This is a genomic window from Streptomyces sp. SCPE 10, assembly GCF_051980735.1.
Lineage (GTDB): Bacteria > Actinomycetota > Actinomycetes > Streptomycetales > Streptomycetaceae > Streptomyces > Streptomyces misionensis.
Genome location: NZ_CP197069.1, coordinates 1,738,202 through 1,753,604, shown reverse-complemented (window position 1 = coordinate 1,753,604; position 15,403 = coordinate 1,738,202). Strand labels below are relative to the sequence as shown.

Annotated in this window: 16 protein-coding genes; 15 read left to right on the top strand and 1 reads right to left on the bottom strand. The window is 70.5% G+C overall.

Going from position 1 to position 15,403, the window contains the following annotated elements; genetic code table 11:
• Window positions 1-81: 81 nt before the first annotated feature.
• From ACSP97_RS08250 to prcA, 4 genes are all read left to right on the top strand, one after another.
• Window positions 82-300: a ubiquitin-like protein Pup gene (locus ACSP97_RS08250; RefSeq protein WP_355154257.1), complete on the top strand. Its 219-nt coding sequence runs from the start codon at window positions 82-84 to the stop codon at window positions 298-300.
• 119 nt (window positions 301-419) lie between these two features.
• Entirely contained in the window at window positions 420-932 is a 513-nt protein-coding gene (locus tag ACSP97_RS08245; RefSeq protein ID WP_364727107.1) for an endonuclease VII domain-containing protein, read from the top strand.
• Window positions 884-1,729 (top strand): proteasome subunit beta, encoded by an 846-nt coding sequence (gene prcB, locus ACSP97_RS08240; protein WP_355154261.1) that lies wholly within the window; start codon window positions 884-886, stop codon window positions 1,727-1,729. Before ACSP97_RS08245 ends, prcB begins: the two co-directional genes overlap by 49 nt.
• Window positions 1,730-1,792: 63 nt before the next feature.
• Window positions 1,793-2,539, top strand: coding sequence for a proteasome subunit alpha (prcA, locus tag ACSP97_RS08235; RefSeq protein ID WP_074991875.1), 747 nt, complete (start codon window positions 1,793-1,795; stop codon window positions 2,537-2,539).
• 113 nt (window positions 2,540-2,652) lie between these two features.
• Here the strand turns inward: prcA and ACSP97_RS08230 are convergent, their stop codons facing one another.
• Window positions 2,653-3,669, bottom strand: coding sequence for a LacI family DNA-binding transcriptional regulator (locus tag ACSP97_RS08230; RefSeq protein ID WP_358298557.1), 1,017 nt, complete (start codon window positions 3,667-3,669; stop codon window positions 2,653-2,655).
• Between the two features lie 123 nt (window positions 3,670-3,792).
• Between ACSP97_RS08230 and ACSP97_RS08225 the strand changes: the two genes are divergently transcribed.
• The 11 genes from ACSP97_RS08225 to ACSP97_RS08175 all read left to right on the top strand — a co-directional run bounded on the left by ACSP97_RS08225 (window position 3,793) and on the right by ACSP97_RS08175 (window position 15,396).
• A complete protein-coding gene (locus tag ACSP97_RS08225; RefSeq protein WP_355525277.1) occupies window positions 3,793-5,052 on the top strand; it encodes an MFS transporter in 1,260 nt (419 codons plus the stop codon).
• Between the two features lie 9 nt (window positions 5,053-5,061).
• Window positions 5,062-6,423 (top strand): Pup--protein ligase, encoded by a 1,362-nt coding sequence (gene pafA / locus ACSP97_RS08220; protein ID WP_355154266.1) that lies wholly within the window; start codon window positions 5,062-5,064, stop codon window positions 6,421-6,423.
• A 152-nt stretch (window positions 6,424-6,575) separates the two neighbouring features.
• Window positions 6,576-7,580, top strand: coding sequence for an FKBP-type peptidyl-prolyl cis-trans isomerase (locus ACSP97_RS08215; RefSeq protein ID WP_440556943.1), 1,005 nt, complete (start codon window positions 6,576-6,578; stop codon window positions 7,578-7,580).
• Between the two features lie 83 nt (window positions 7,581-7,663).
• On the top strand, window positions 7,664-8,035 hold the full coding sequence (locus ACSP97_RS08210; protein ID WP_355154271.1) for an FKBP-type peptidyl-prolyl cis-trans isomerase: 372 nt from the start codon (window positions 7,664-7,666) through the stop codon (window positions 8,033-8,035).
• Window positions 8,036-8,182: 147 nt separating this feature from the next.
• A complete protein-coding gene (locus ACSP97_RS08205; protein ID WP_388293987.1) occupies window positions 8,183-9,160 on the top strand; it encodes a helix-turn-helix transcriptional regulator in 978 nt (325 codons plus the stop codon).
• Window positions 9,161-9,172: 12 nt separating this feature from the next.
• Window positions 9,173-10,192, top strand: a complete 1,020-nt coding sequence (locus tag ACSP97_RS08200; RefSeq protein ID WP_355154275.1) for a helix-turn-helix transcriptional regulator — start codon at window positions 9,173-9,175, stop codon at window positions 10,190-10,192.
• Window positions 10,193-10,385: 193 nt separating this feature from the next.
• A complete protein-coding gene (locus ACSP97_RS08195) occupies window positions 10,386-10,646 on the top strand; it encodes a hypothetical protein (RefSeq protein ID WP_180333442.1) in 261 nt (86 codons plus the stop codon).
• Between the two features lie 42 nt (window positions 10,647-10,688).
• The gene (locus ACSP97_RS08190; RefSeq protein ID WP_355154276.1) at window positions 10,689-10,883 is read left to right on the top strand and encodes a hypothetical protein; all 195 of its coding nucleotides are present in this window, start codon (window positions 10,689-10,691) and stop codon (window positions 10,881-10,883) included.
• Between the two features lie 235 nt (window positions 10,884-11,118).
• Window positions 11,119-11,412, top strand: a complete 294-nt coding sequence (gene tatA / locus ACSP97_RS08185) for a Sec-independent protein translocase subunit TatA (protein WP_355154278.1) — start codon at window positions 11,119-11,121, stop codon at window positions 11,410-11,412.
• Between the two features lie 46 nt (window positions 11,413-11,458).
• Window positions 11,459-12,403, top strand: coding sequence for a twin-arginine translocase subunit TatC (tatC, locus tag ACSP97_RS08180; protein WP_355154280.1), 945 nt, complete (start codon window positions 11,459-11,461; stop codon window positions 12,401-12,403).
• 140 nt (window positions 12,404-12,543) lie between these two features.
• Window positions 12,544-15,396: a DEAD/DEAH box helicase gene (locus ACSP97_RS08175; RefSeq protein WP_355525286.1), complete on the top strand. Its 2,853-nt coding sequence runs from the start codon at window positions 12,544-12,546 to the stop codon at window positions 15,394-15,396.
• Window positions 15,397-15,403: the final 7 nt, after the last annotated feature.

The window sequence follows — 15,403 nt, the reverse complement described above, 5'->3', positions numbered from 1 at the left end:
AAACTGCGGGGCCGATGTCGGACCCGGCTTGTAGGGTCTGATCATCACCGATCGGCAGGCTAACTGAGCGGGGTGAGGGTTATGGCAACCAAGGACACCGGCGGCGGCCAGCAGAAGGCCACACGTTCCACCGAGGAAGTCGAGGAACAGGCGCAGGACGCCCAGGCCTCCGAGGAACTCAAGGAACGCCACGAGAAGCTGAGCGACGACGTGGACTCCGTCCTGGACGAAATCGATGATGTACTCGAGGAGAACGCAGAGGACTTCGTTCGAAGCTTCGTTCAGAAGGGTGGAGAGTAGATTTTGCCTTCGAAGTGAAGGTCGCCGGGGGGTTGCGGTTGGGAAGCGAAGGAGAGGTGAAGCGTTGCTCGCGGTGCAAGCAGTACAGGCCGCGGGCAGCGTTCGCCCGGAACAAGTCGATGCGTGACGGGCTTCAGGCGTATTGCCGCGAGTGTGCGGCCCGGTATCACCAGGCCCGTCAGCTGGCCAGGGGGAAGAACGTCCGGCCGAGGGTGAGGGCGCCCGAAGGCCACAAGTACTGCCGTACCTGCGGAAAGACCAAGCCCCACGACGAGTGGCCCCGCAACAGCAGCGCCTCGGACGGTCTCGGGACCCTGTGCAAGGCGTGCAAGGCGGTGAAGGGGCGACAGCGCCATCTCAAGCGCAGCTACGGACTCACCGAAGCCGAGCGCGATGCGATGATCGGTTCCCAGCGGGGTCTGTGCGTGATCTGTCTAAAGGCTCCGGCCGCGCATGTGGATCACTGCCACAAGACGGGTAAGGTCCGTGGCGTACTGTGCTTCAACTGCAATTCGGCCATCGGCAAGTTGGGGGACGACCCTGACGCCGTACGCCGGGCCGCCGCCTATCTGGAAGGAAACTCGTGGAAGCCAATACTCGTGGCACCGGGCGTCTACCAGCTGCCTTCCTGACGCCAGGATCTTCCTCTTTCATGGACTTCGTCGCCGAGCACCAGCCGGAGCTGCTGCCGGGCAACCGGCAGTTGCCGCCGACCCAGGGGGTGATCGAGGCCCCGCACGGCACCACCATCGTGGCGGTGACGTTCCCCGGGGGCGTGGTGCTCGCCGGTGACCGCCGGGCGACGATGGGCAATGTGATCGCCCAGCGGGACATCGAGAAGGTGTTCCCGGCGGACGAGTACTCCGCGGTGGGTGCGGCCGGTACCGCCGGTCTCGCCGTGGAGATGGTGAAGCTCTTCCAGCTGGAGCTGGAGCACTTCGAGAAGGTCGAGGGCGCCCAGCTGTCCCTGGAGGGCAAGGCGAACCGGTTGTCGACCATGATCCGTTCCAACCTGGGCATGGCCATGCAGGGCCTGGCCGTGGTGCCGCTCTTCGCGGGGTACGACGTGGACCGGGGGAAGGGCCGCATCTTCTCCTACGACGTCACGGGCGGCCGCTCGGAGGAGCACCACTTCGCGGCGACGGGTTCGGGCTCGGTCTTCGCCCGGGGCGCCATGAAGAAGCTGTTCCGTGACGACCTGACCGAGGAGCAGGCCACGACGCTGGTGGTCCAGGCCCTCTACGACGCGGCCGACGACGACTCGGCGACCGGTGGTCCCGATGTCGCCCGCCGGATCTACCCGATCATCACCGTGATCACCGAGGACGGTTTCCGTCGGCTCAGTGAGGACGAGGCCTCGGAGCTGTCGCGTGCGGTGCTCCAGCGGCGCCTGGAGGAGCCGGACGGTCCCAGGGCCGCCCTGCTGTAGGCGCGGGTCCGGTTGTTATCGAAGGTGATCACAGTGACGCTGACAGAAAGGGACGGATAACCGGTGTCGACGCCGTTCTATGTCTCACCCCAGCAGGCGATGGCGGACCGGGCGGAGTACGCCCGCAAGGGCATCGCGCGTGGCCGCAGTCTGGTGGTCATGCAGTATGCCGACGGCATTGTGTTCGTCGGCGAGAACCCGTCCCGTGCGCTGCACAAGTTCAGCGAGATCTACGACCGGATCGGCTTCGCCGCGGCCGGTAAGTACAACGAGTACGAGAATCTGCGCATCGGTGGTGTCCGTTACGCCGATCTGCGTGGCTACACCTATGACCGGGACGATGTCACGGCGCGGGGTCTGGCGAACGTGTACGCGCAGACGCTGGGCACCATCTTCTCGTCGGCGGCGGAGAAGCCGTACGAGGTGGAGCTGGTGGTGGCCGAGGTGGGGGAGACCCCCGAGGGTGATCAGATCTACCGGTTGCCGCATGACGGGTCGATCGTGGACGAGCACGGTTCGGTCGCGGTGGGTGGTAACGCGGAGCAGATCAGTGGCTTCCTCGACCAGCGGCACCGGGACGGGATGAGCCTGGCGGAGGCGCTGAAGCTGGCGGTGCAGGCGTTGTCCCGGGACACCAACGGCAGTGAGCGGGAGATTCCCGCGGAGCGGCTGGAGGTGGCGGTGCTGGATCGCACGCGTCCGCAGAAGCGGAAGTTCAAGCGGATCGTGGGTGGTCAGCTGGTGCGTCTGCTGGAGGCGGGTGGTGCCGCCGCGGGTGCGGAGGGTGCCGAGGAGTCGGAGGCGGAGTAGTCCGTCGTTCGTCTGGTTTCGTGTGTGCGTGCCCCGGCCGTGGTTGCGGTCGGGGCACGCGGCTGTTCCGGGGTCTTTTCCCGCGGGTCGGGTCGGCGCCGGGCGAGGGTGCCTCAGGGGGTCCGTGGGGGCGCTGTGGAGCCTCGTACGGCGAGGTGGACGGGGATGTCGCCGGCGTCGGGCCGGCGGCCGTCCAGGACGGCCAGGAGGGCGTGCATGCCCTGTTCCCCGAAGCGTTCGGCGTCGAGGCGGACGGTGGTGAGTTCGGGGTCGAGGGCGGTGGCGAGGGCGAGGTCGTCGATGCCGGTGACGGAGATGTCGTCGGGGATGCGCAGGCCGAGGCGGCGGGCGGCCTTGTAGGCGCCGGCGGCGAGTTTGTCGTCGTCGCAGAGGATGGCGGTGGGCCGGGGGCCCGGGGTGGTGAGGGCGGTCTCGGTGGCCGCTCGGGCGCCTTCGATGGAGATGGGGGCCCGGGCCGTGCGCAGTTCGGTGTCCGGTGTGGCGGCGAGGCGGGCGGTGAGTTCGCGGGCGCGGACGTCGAAGGTCCAGGAGGGTACGTCGGCGGCGAGGTGCAGGATGCGGCGGTGGCCGAGGCTCAGCAGGTGGTCGGTGAGCTGGCGGACGCCGTCGGCGATGTCGAGGTTGACGGTGGCGGCGCCGAGGCTGCCTTCGGGGTCGCTGTCGAGCATGACGAGGGGGAGGCGGTCGCCGCGGATGGCGGTGAGGGCGTCGGCGGCCATGGAGGAGGCGAGGACGCCGTCGAGGGCTGCCTGGGCGGAGGCGAAGGGGTCGCGGGCGGGGCCGATGCCTTCGGGGGAGGGGTAGAGGACGACGCCGAAGCCGTGCTGGGCGGCGACGCGGGCGGCGCCGGTGTAGACGCCGGCGAAGAACTCGGTGGTGAGGGCGGGGACGACGAGCAGGACGGTGCGGGTGCGGCCGAGGCGGAGGTTGCGGGCGGCGAGGTTGGGCCGGTAGTCGAGTTCGCGGGCGGCCTGGCGGACGCGTTCGGCGGTGGCTTCGGAGACCCGGCCGCGCCATTTGTCGCCGAGGACGAGGGAGACGGCAGCCTGGGAGACGCCCGCGGCCTGGGCGACGTCGCGGCTGGTCGGGCGCGTGCTGCTGCGTGCCACTGGGGGCCTGCTCCTTCACCTGGACGCGTGAACTGCGCACATGGTACGTATGAGAGGCGAAGTTATACGTAACACTTGAGGGCGTCGAGGCGCCTGGGGCGAGCCACGGGAGGCGCCGCGACTATGGCCACGGGTTATCTGGAGATACTCCGGGCGCGGCACGCGCTGCGGCTGCTCACCGGGACGCTGGTGGGCCGGCTGCCCAATGCGACGGCGGCGCTCGCGTTGGTGCTGTTCGTCCGGGCCGCGGGGGGCACGTACAGCCTGGCGGGCGCGCTGGCGGCCGTCTACGGCGTGGCCAACGCGGTGGGGCAGCCGGTGCTGGGGCGGCTGGTGGATCTGTACGGGCAGCCGCGGGTGCAGTTGCCGGCGGCGGTGCTGGCGGCGGCGGCGATGACGGTGTTCGCGTTCTCGGGTACCGGTTCGCTCGCGTTGGCGTATGGGGCGGTGGGGGTGTCCGGGCTGTGCGCGCCGCCGCTGGAGGGCGGGCTGCGGGCGTTGTGGCCGTCGGTGCTGCGTGGTGAGGAGCAGGTGCACCGGGCGTACGCGATGGACGCGGTGGCCCAGGAGGTGATGTTCACGCTGGGCCCGTTGCTGGTGACGGTGTGCGCGGCGGTGTGGGACGCGCGGGCGGCGCTGCTGGTGCCGAATGTGCTGGGGGTGCTGGGGGCGTTGTCGGTGGTGGTGTCGCCGCCGTCGCGGGCGTGGCGGTCGGCGCCGCGGGAGGCGCACTGGCTGGGGGCGTTGCGTTCGCCGGGTCTGCTGGCGTTGCTGGGGGCGTTCCTGTTCGTGGGGATCGCGCTGGGCTCGATCACGGTGGCGGCGGTGTCGTACGCGGACGGTCATGGCGGGGACGCGGTGTACGGCTGGTTGATGGCGGGGCTGGGGCTTGGTGCGCTGGTGGGTGGTTCGGTGTACGGGGCGCGGCAGTGGTCGGGGGTGCCGGAGCGGCGACTGCGGGTGCTGGTGGCGCTTCTGGCGGTGTGTTATCTGCCGTTGATGCTGGTGCCGGGTGCGGTGGCGATGGTGTTGCTGTCGGTGGTGTCGGGGGTGTTCCTGGCGCCGTGTATCGCGTGTGCGTTCATCCTGGTGGACCGGCATGCGCCGCGGGGGACGGTGACGGAGGCGTTCTCGTGGCTGGTGACGACGTTCACGGTGGGTTCGTCGGTGGGAACGGGGCTGACGGGGCCGGTGGTCCAGGCCGGTGGCACGGTGTGGGGTTTCGCGGTGCCGGGGGTGGCGGGGGCGGTGTCGTTGCTGGTGTTGCTCGGTACGGGGCGGGTCCTCGCAGCTCCTGTGCGGGGCGCGGTGGTTGCGGCTTCATCGGAAAATGATCCAAATCGTGCTGCCGAACCCCGTTTCAGCTCAACGGATCGGGCGTAATGTTCCCTCATGGACCGCCGCATTTTCGGGCTGGAGAACGAGTACGGCGTCACGTGCACGTTCAGGGGACAGCGCCGCCTGTCGCCTGACGAGGTGGCGCGGTACCTCTTCCGCCGTGTCGTGTCATGGGGCCGCAGCAGCAATGTCTTTCTGCGAAACGGCGCCCGGCTCTATCTCGACGTGGGGTCACATCCGGAATACGCGACACCCGAGTGTGACAATGTGATCGAACTGGTCACCCACGACAAGGCCGGTGAGCGCATTCTCGAGGGACTCCTGGTGGACGCGGAACGACGCCTGCACGAGGAGGGAATCGCGGGCGACGTCTACCTCTTCAAGAACAACACCGATTCGGCGGGCAACTCCTACGGCTGCCACGAGAACTATCTGGTGGCGCGGCACGGGGAGTTCTCCCGGCTCGCGGACATTCTGATCCCGTTCCTGGTCACGCGGCAGTTGCTGTGTGGTGCGGGGAAGGTGTTGCAGACGCCGCGGGGTGCCGTCTACTGCGTGAGTCAGCGTGCCGAGCACATCTGGGAGGGTGTGTCGTCGGCGACGACCCGTTCCCGGCCGATCATCAACACGCGGGACGAGCCGCACGCGGACGCGGAGCGTTATCGCAGGCTGCATGTGATCGTGGGCGACTCGAACATGTCGGAGACCACGATGCTGCTGAAGGTCGGCGCCACCGACCTGGTGCTGCGGATGATCGAGGCGGGCACGGTGATGCGGGATCTGACGCTGGAGAACCCGATCCGGGCGATCCGGGAGGTCAGTCACGACATCACCGGGCGGCGCAAGGTGCGGCTGGCCAGTGGCCGGGAGGCGTCGGCGCTGGAGGTGCAGCGCGAGTACTTCGACAAGGCCGTGGACTTCTGTGACCGTCGTGGCATCCGTACCGGGACGGTCGCGCGGGTGCTGGAGCTGTGGGGCCGGGCGCTGGACGCGATCGAGACGGAGGAGCTGGACCGGATCGCCACCGAGATCGACTGGGTGATGAAGTACAAGCTCATCGAGCGGTACCGGGCCAAGCACAACATGACGATGTCGCATCCGCGGGTCGCGCAGATAGACCTCGCGTACCACGACATCCACCGCCGGCGCGGGTTGTACTACCTGCTGGAGAAGAAGGGGCAGGCGGCGCGGGTCTGCAACGACGTGCGGATCTTCGAGGGCAAGTCGGTTCCGCCGCAGACGACTCGGGCGCGGCTGCGCGGTGACTTCATCCGGCGGGCGCAGGAGCAGCGCCGGGACTTCACGGTGGACTGGGTGCATCTGAAGCTCAATGACCAGGCGCAGCGCACGGTGTTGTGCAAGGACCCGTTCCGTTCGGTGGACGACCGGGTGGAGAAGCTGATCGCCGGCATGTAGGCGGGCATCGGGTGAGGTGGTGGCTCCGGTGATGGATGCCGGAACGCCACAGAACGCCACACGGGCGCCGTACCTTTCGGGTGCGGCGCCCTGCTCGGTCGTAGAGTTGCGCGCACGTCATCCGCAAGTCCGACCGATTACGAGGCTCTTCCGTGCGCCGACGTTCACTTCTTCTCGCCGCCGTTCCCGCAGGTCTGGTCACGCTCGCCGGGTGTGGCGGCTCGTCCGGTCACAGTGACGCGGGGGCGTCGTCGTCGCCGTCGGCGCCGAGCGCGCCTCCGCCGCCGAAGATCGTGGACGGGCCGTTGCCGCCGATCACGGCGGGCAAGCGGTTCGGTGAGAAGCCGACCGTGGCGAAGGGTACGGGCGATCCGTCGAAGAACCTGGCGGTGCGGACGGTGATTCCGGGCCGTGGTCGCGCGGTCGCGGAGAACGACTTCGTCCAGGCGAACTATCTGGGGCAGATCTGGGACACCGGCAAGGTGTTCGACAATTCGTACGATCGGCATGCGCCGCTGGTGATGCAGCTGGCGCAGGGGAGTCTGATCGACGGCTGGCGGTACGGGCTGACCGGGAAGAGGACGGGCAGCCGGGTGCAGATCGCGGTGCCGCCGACCTGGGGTTACGGCAAGTCGGGTGATCCGCAGGCGGGGATCAGGGGTACGGACACGCTGGTCTTCGTGGTCGATCTGATCGATTCGTTCAACTCGAAGAGTTCGGCGCGCGGCAGGGTCGTGCCGCAGAACGATCACGCGCTGCCGCGGGTGGGCACCAACACCGACGGGGCGGTGCCCACGGTCGTGGTGCCGCACACGGCCGCGCCGGACAAGCTCGTGTCGGCCTATGTGCTGGAGGGCGACGGCCCGGAGCTGAAGGCGGACCAGACGGTGCTGTGCCAGTTCCAGGGGCTGGTGTGGGACGGCGGCAAGACGTTCCAGCGGACCTATGGCTCGGGCCGGCTCAGCCAGTTCTCGCTGTCGCAGATGCAGCAGACGGTGAAGGGGCTGGCGCAGGGGCTGACCGGCAAGAAGGTGGGCAGCCGGGTGCTCGTCGTGGTGCCGCCGCAGCTGGGCTACGGGGACAACCCGCCGAGTGGGGGCCCGATCGGCAAGGGTGCGACGCTGGTGTTCACGGTGGACATCCTGGCCGCCATGTAGCGGGGTGTCCGTGGCAGGCGGTGGTCCCGTGGGGATGAAAGACTGGCGGGGTTTCGTGACGTACCTACGCAGGAGCTTTTGACGTGAACATCGAGAAGCCCGAGATCGACTTCCCCGAGGGCCAGGCCCCGGCGGACCTTGAGATCAAGGACATCTGGGAGGGCGACGGAGAGGTCGCGAAGGCGGGCCAGACCGTCACCGTGCACTACGTCGGTGTCGCCTTCAGCACCGGCGAGGAGTTCGACGCCAGCTGGAACCGCGGTACCCCGTTCCGCTTCCCGCTGGGCGCCGGCCGGGTCATCGCGGGCTGGGACCGGGGCGTGCAGGGCATGAAGGTCGGCGGCCGCCGCCAGCTGACCATTCCGGCCCACCTCGCCTACGGCGACCAGAGCCCGACCCCGGCGATCAAGCCGGGCGAGACGCTGATCTTCGTGGTGGACCTGCTCGCCGTCTGAGCCACCCCGAGTCATCGGCCGGGTCCGACCGGATCCGACCGTCTGGGGCCCATGCCTGTCCGGGCATGGGCCCTCGGCTTTTGCCACCGCGCCCGGGAGCGGTACGGTCAACGACCGGAAGTACAACAGGGAAGGCGAAGGGCGTCGATGGCCATTGCCAAGGCCGAGCGGCTGATGAACCTCGCGCTGTGTCTGCTCGGTGCACGGCGTCCGCTCAGCAAGCGTGAGCTGCGCGATTCCATCGAGGCATACGTCGAGGCCGCGCGCCCGGACCGGGCCGGGGTGAGCAGCGACGACTCCTTCAACCGGATGTTCGAGCGCGACAAGGACGATCTGCGCGAGCTGGGCCTGGTGATCGAGACCGTCGAGAACATCGACGGCGAGGTCGGCTATCTCGCCCGCCGGGACAGCAACCGGCTGCCGCCCATCACCCTGGACGCCGAGGAAGCCGCCGCCCTGGGGCTGGCCGCCAAGGTGTGGCAGCAGGCCCGGCTCGCCGGTGCCGCCAGCGGTGCCCTGCAGAAGCTGCGGGCCGCCGGGCTACCCGAGGAGGTCGACCCGTACGAGGCGCACGGCGCGCTGGAGCCGCGCATCCCGGTGCACGAGGCCGCGTTCGAGCCACTGATGCTGGCCTGCCGCGACCGCCGGCCGGTGGTGTTCGACTACCGCAAGGCGACCGCCGCCCGCCCCGAGCCCCGGCATGTCGAGCCGTGGGCGCTGGAGTGCTGGCGCGGCCACTGGTACCTGGCCGGTTTCGACCGAGGCCGGGGCGCCGAGCGGGTCTTCAGGCTGTCCCGGATCACCGGCAAAGTGCGCTCGCGCGGTACGGGCTTCACCGCGCCCGTGCCCGATGTGGTCACCGTGCGCGAGACGGTGGCGGGCTGGGCCGGCGAGACCGCCGACCGCTCGGCGCTGATCCGGCTGCGCTCCGGCGCCGGCTACCCGCTGCGGGCGAGGGCCGTCAAGGTGCGGGAGCTGGGCGACGGCTGGGACGAGCTGGAGATCCCCTACGGGCACGGCCTGGACGCCTGGCTGGTGGAGTTCGGCCCGGACGTGGTGGTCGTGGAGCCCGCCGAGCTGCGGGCCGATGTGATGGACCGGCTGCGTGCCGTGGCCAAGGGCTGAGGGGGCAGGACTGTGGCAGGCAAACCGGCCAGGGCCGTGAACGCCATCGACCAGACCCGGCGGATGCTCTCCTTGGTGACGTATCTGCGCGAGCGCCCCGGTGCCCGGATCGCCGATGTGGCCCGGGCCTTCGGGATCACGGAGGACGAGCTGGTCGCCGACCTGGATCTGCTGCCCATGTGCGGCACCAGTTTCCGCGGCGGCGATCTCCTGGACATCGACACCGACGGCGAGCGCATCTGGTGGCACAACCCGGCCGCGCTCGGCGAGGACGCCGCCGAGCCGCTGCGGCTGGCAGCCGACGAGGCCACCGCCCTGCTGGTGGCGGCCCGCGCGGTCGCCACGCTGCCCGGGCTGCGGGAGGGCGACCGGCAGGCCCTGCTGCGCGCCACCGCCAAGGTGGAGACGGCGGCGGGCGAGGCCGCGGGCGCCAGCTCCCGGCTGTCGGTGACCTTCGAGTCCGAGGGCGGTGTCTTCGCGGACGTCGACCGGGCCATCTCCGAGCGCCGCCGGCTGTGGATCCGCTACTACTCGCCGGCCCGTGACGAGGTCACCGAGCGCGAGATCGACCCGATCCGGCTGGTCAGCGTCGGCCACACCTATGTGGAGGCCTGGTGCCGCCGCTCGGAGGCCCGGCGCACCTTCCGGCTCGACCGGGTCGCCGAGATCCGCGTCCTGGACGAGCCCGCGGCCCCGCCCGAGGTGGAGCTGCGGGACCTCTCCGAGGGACTGGTCCAGCCGGCCGCCGAGGACCCCGAGGTGGTGGTCGAGGTCGGCCCGGGCGGCCGCTGGGTCGCCGAGTACTACCCGCACGACAGCGCCGAGGAGCTGCCCGACGGCGGGCTGCGGATCACACTGCGCACCCCCGAGCCGGCCTCCCTGCGCCGGCTCGCGCTGCGGCTGGGCGGCGACGGCCGGATCGTCTCCCCGCCCGAGCTGGCCGACGCCGCCCGCCGCGCGGCCCGCGAGGCGCTGGCGGCGTACGACGGCACGCCGGACGCGGCGGGAGACGTCGTCGAGGGCCGGCGGTGAGGCGCCGGGCGACGGGTCCCGCCCGCCCGTTAGCCGGGGAGCGGCGCGGGTCCCGGGGCGGCCGGGCGATCGGGCGGCGGGCACGGTGAGCGGCGGAGTGACCGGCGGACCGGCCGGCGGCACGACCGGGACGACGACCGGTGGAGAAGGAGTGGTGGCTGTGAGCGAGTCCGCGGTGTCCGATGCGAGCGAGATGACGGTGGCCACCGCCTTCGCGGGGATGCGGAGAGTGAGCCCCGTGGTGTTCCGGGCGGGCTGCCCGGACTGCCGGGGCCGGTTCGAGCTGGCCGCGAGCGCGCTGCGCCTCGCCATCGGGGCGAGCCACCGCACCACCTTCTACTCCTTCACCTGCCCCGAGTGCGGTGCCGCGGTCCGCAAGCCGGCCGGGGAGCGCATCGTCGAACTGCTCACCGGCGGCGGAGTGCGGACGCTGCGGCTCCACTCCACGGTGTAGCCGGCTGCGCTCCGGGCCGCCGGACGGTCTAGGCTCGACCCCATGTTCTGGCCGATGTTCGCGGTAGCCCTGGGATTCCTGGGCCTCGCCGTCCTGGGAGTGCTCGCCGTCCGGGTGTTCGTGGAGGCGCGGCGCCTCGGGCGGCAGGTGTCGGACTCCGCGCGGCGCATCAACCGGGCCGCCGAGGACCTGGAACGGTCGGCGATGAGCGCGGCCCGGGCCGCGGACGCCCTGTGATGTCTTCTTGTGATGCGCTTTGGGTCACTTCGCCCTGTCACCTTCCCGCTTCGGCCAGGTACGCTGCTGGTCGCGGCCCGGAGATCGAGGCGCGGTCCGCAGAGTGGGAGTACGCACGGGGAGTGTCCGACGTTAACCCCCGGGCGATACGATCGCTGCCGGCACGATGGTCGGACAACTGTCCGATCAGTCGGACAAGCCCCATCGCCCCGCCTCAGTGAGAAGGTGAAGACTTATGTTCCGCAACGCACTTGAGCCGTGGCACCTGGTGCTCCTGGTTCTGGTCATCGTCCTCGTGTTCGGTTCCAAGAAGCTTCCGGACATGGCCCGCTCCCTCGGCAAGTCCGCGCGCATCCTGAAGAGCGAGGCCAAGGCGATGAAGGACGACGGCGGCAACAAGCAGTCGGCCACCACCGCCCAGTCGTCCGCCGAGGAGCCGACCCCCGCGCAGCGCACCATCCAGGCCGCGCCCGGCGACGTGACCAGCTCCCGCCCGGTCAACGAGCCGACCGACTCCGCCCAGCGCTGACGCGAGGACCGGGGCCCCGGTCCGCTGCACGAGATGAGGATGTGGGTTGCCCAAGTCCGCCCGCAAGAAGGAGAGGGATCCCGAGGGGCGCATGCCACTCGCGGATCACTTGCGTGAGCTGCGCAACCGGCTCACGAAGGCTGTCCTGGCGATCGTCGTCGTCACGATCGTGTCCGCCTTCTTCTACAAGGACATCATCGACTTGATCACCGCGCCGTTGCTGCGCTCGGTGGGATGTCACCAGTCCTTCGGCGAGCTGGCGAAGGCGAACGACAACACCCACTGCGCGCACATCACGATCGGTGATCTGCTGGGGCCGTTCACGCTGGCACTGAAGGCCTCGCTGACCGCGGGTGTCGTGCTGGCGTCCCCGATCTGGCTCTACCAGCTGTGGGCGTTCGTCGCGCCGGGCCTGCACCGGCACGAGAAGAAGTACGCGTACGCGTTCGTCGGGTTCGGCGTGCCGCTGTTCCTCGGTGGCGGCTTCCTCGCCTACCACGTGCTGCCCATCACGGCGCGGGTGATGATCGACCTCACCCCCAGCGGGGTGGAGAACCTGCTGTCGCTGGACAAGCTGCTCGACCTGGTCACCCGCATGGTGGTGGTCTTCGGCCTCGCCTTCGAGATGCCGTTGCTGCTGGTCATGCTGAACCTGACGGGCATCCTGACGGGGCGGCGGATGCTCGGCTGGTGGCGCGCCATGGTCGTCGGCATCGCCGCCTTCGCGGCGGTGGCCACGCCCGGTGCCGACCCGATGTCGATGCTGGCGCTGGCGGCGCCGATCTGGGCCCTGTTCTTCATCGCGGTCGCCTTCTCGCTGTTCAACGACCGGCGCCGGGCCCGCCGCGCGGACGACGGACTGTCGGACGACGAGGCCTCGGTGCTGGACCTGACGCCCGAGGAGATCGGCGAGGTGGAGTCCGTGAGCGCGAGCGGCGCTCCCGAGCCGCCGGGCTCCGACCGGGTCAACGGTTACGACGACGTGACCTGACCCACACACGGAGGCGAGGCGCACTGCCCCCGTCCCGGGAGACCTCCCGGGACGGGGGCAGTCGTCCGTCCGGGCCCGGTGGCCGGCCGGTGTGCGCGCCGATGCCGATCGGGTGTGCTGATCAGCGCACGTTCCGGATAATGATCGTCCTGTTGTCGGTGGGGCCCGGTACGCTCGAAAGCACGATGACAGAGGACCTCTCACCGGCCGAGCGGTACGCGGCAGCCCGCAGGCGGGCAGCCGAGCAGGCCACCGCGCTCGCGTCCTTCCGCGAGATGTACGACTTCGGCCTCGACCCCTTCCAGATCGAGGCCTGCCAGGCACTCGAAGCCGGCAAGGGCGTACTGGTGGCCGCCCCCACCGGCTCGGGCAAGACGATCGTGGGCGAGTTCGCCGTCCACCTCGCCCTGCTCCAGGGCAAGAAGTGCTTCTACACCACGCCCATCAAGGCGCTGTCGAACCAGAAGTACGCCGATCTGAGCCGCCGCTACGGAGCCGACAAGGTGGGCCTGCTCACCGGCGACAACAGCGTCAACTCCGACGCCCCGGTGGTCGTGATGACCACCGAGGTGCTCCGGAACATGCTGTACGCGGGCTCGCAGACGCTCCTGGGCCTCGGGTACGTGGTCATGGACGAGGTGCACTACCTCTCCGACCGCTTCCGCGGCGCCGTCTGGGAGGAGGTGATCATCCATCTGCCCGCCTCGGTGACCCTGGTGTCCCTGTCGGCGACCGTGTCCAACGCGGAGGAGTTCGGCGACTGGCTGGACACCGTCCGCGGCGACACCGAGGTGATCGTCTCCGAGCACCGGCCCGTGCCGCTGTTCCAGCACGTGCTCGCCGGACGCCGGATATACGACCTGTTCGAGGAGGGCGAGGGCCACAAGAAGGCCGTCAACCCCGATCTGGTGCGCCTCGCCCGGATGGAGGCGACCCGGCCCTCGTACCAGGACCGGCGCCGGGGCCGGGCCATGCGGGAGGCCGACCGGGAGCGTGAGCGTCGGCAGCGCTCGCGGGTGTGGACGCCGGGCCGCCCCGAGGTCATCGAGCGGCTGGACGCCGAGGGCCTGCTGCCCGCGATCACCTTCATCTTCAGCCGCGCCGGCTGCGAGGCCGCCGTCCAGCAGTGCCTGTACGCGGGCCTGCGGCTCAACGACGAGGAGGCGCGGGAACAGGTCCGCGCCCTGGTCGAGGAGCGCACCGCCCACATCGCCCCCGAGGACCTGCACGTCCTCGGCTACTACGAGTGGCTGGAGGGCCTGGAGCGGGGCATCGCCGCCCACCACGCGGGCATGCTGCCGACCTTCAAGGAGGTCGTGGAGGAACTGTTCGTGCGCGGCCTGGTCAAGGCCGTGTTCGCGACCGAGACCCTCGCGCTCGGCATCAACATGCCCGCCCGCTCGGTGGTCCTGGAGAAACTCGTCAAGTGGAACGGCGAGCAGCACGCCGACATCACCCCGGGCGAGTACACCCAGCTGACCGGGCGGGCCGGCCGCCGGGGCATCGACGTCGAGGGCCACGCCGTCGTGCTGTGGCAGCGCGCCATGAGCCCCGAGCACCTGGCCGGGCTCGCGGGCACCCGTACCTACCCGCTGCGTTCCAGCTTCCGGCCGTCGTACAACATGGCGGTCAACCTGGTCGAGCAGTTCGGCCGGCACCGCTCCCGGGAACTGCTGGAGACGTCGTTCGCGCAGTTCCAGGCGGACCGTTCGGTGGTCGGGATCTCCCGGCAGGTGCAGCGCAACGAGGAGGGACTGGCCGGCTACAAGGCCTCCATGACCTGCCACCTCGGCGACTTCGAGGAGTACGCGCGGCTGCGCCGGGAGCTGAAGGACCGGGAGACCGAGCTGGCCCGGCAGGGCGCCCACCAGCGCCGCGCCGAGGCCGCCGTCGCCCTGGAGAAGCTGCGCCCGGGCGACGTCATCCACGTGCCGACGGGCAAGTACGCGGGCCTCGCGCTGGTGCTGGACCCGGGGCTGCCGGCCGGCCGCTCCAACGGGCACCGCGGGTTCGACCACCAGGACGGGCCGCGCCCGCTGGTGCTGACCGCCGAACGGCAGGTCAAGCGGCTGGCGTCGATGGACTTCCCGGTGCCGGTCGAGCCGCTGGACCGGATGCGGATCCCCAAGTCCTTCAACCCGCGCTCGCCGCAGTCGCGCCGGGACCTCGCCTCCGCGCTGCGCACCAAGGCCGGGCACATCCCCCCGGAGCGGGCCCGCAAAAAGCGCTCGCAGGCCGCCGACGACCGGGAGATCGCCCGGCTGCGCACCGCGATCCGCGCCCACCCCTGCCACGGCTGCAACGAGCGGGAGGACCACGCCCGCTGGGCCGAGCGCTACCACCGGCTGCTGCGGGACACCTCGCAGCTGGAGCGCCGGATCGAGGGCCGCACGAACACCATCGCGCGGACCTTCGACCGGATCGTCGCCCTGCTGACCGAGCTGGACTACCTGCGCGGCAGCGAGGTCACCGAGCACGGCCGGCGCCTCGCGCGGCTGTACGGCGAGCTGGACCTGCTGGCCAGCGAGTGCCTGCGCGAGGGCGTCTGGGAGGGGCTGGCGCCCGCCGAACTGGCCGCCTGCGTCTCGGCGCTGGTCTACGAGGCCCGGGTCGGCGACGACGCGCTGGCGCCCAAGCTGCCCTCCGGCAAGGCGAAGGCCGCGCTGGGGGAGATGGTGCGGATCTGGGGCCGGCTGGACGGTCTGGAGGAGGAGTTCCGGATCAACCAGACCGAGGGCGTCGGCCAGCGTGAGCCGGACCTGGGCTTCGCCTGGGCCGCTTACATGTGGGCGTCGGGCAAGGGCCTGGACGAGGTGCTGCGCGAGGCGGAGATGCCGGCGGGCGACTTCGTGCGCTGGTGCAAGCAGGTCATCGATGTGCTGGGGCAGATCTCCGCGGCGGCCCCCGCGGACGGCTCGACCGTGGCCAAGGCCGCGCGGAAGGCCGTCGACCAGCTGCTGCGGGGCGTGGTGGCCTACTCGTCGGTGGGCTGACCGGCAC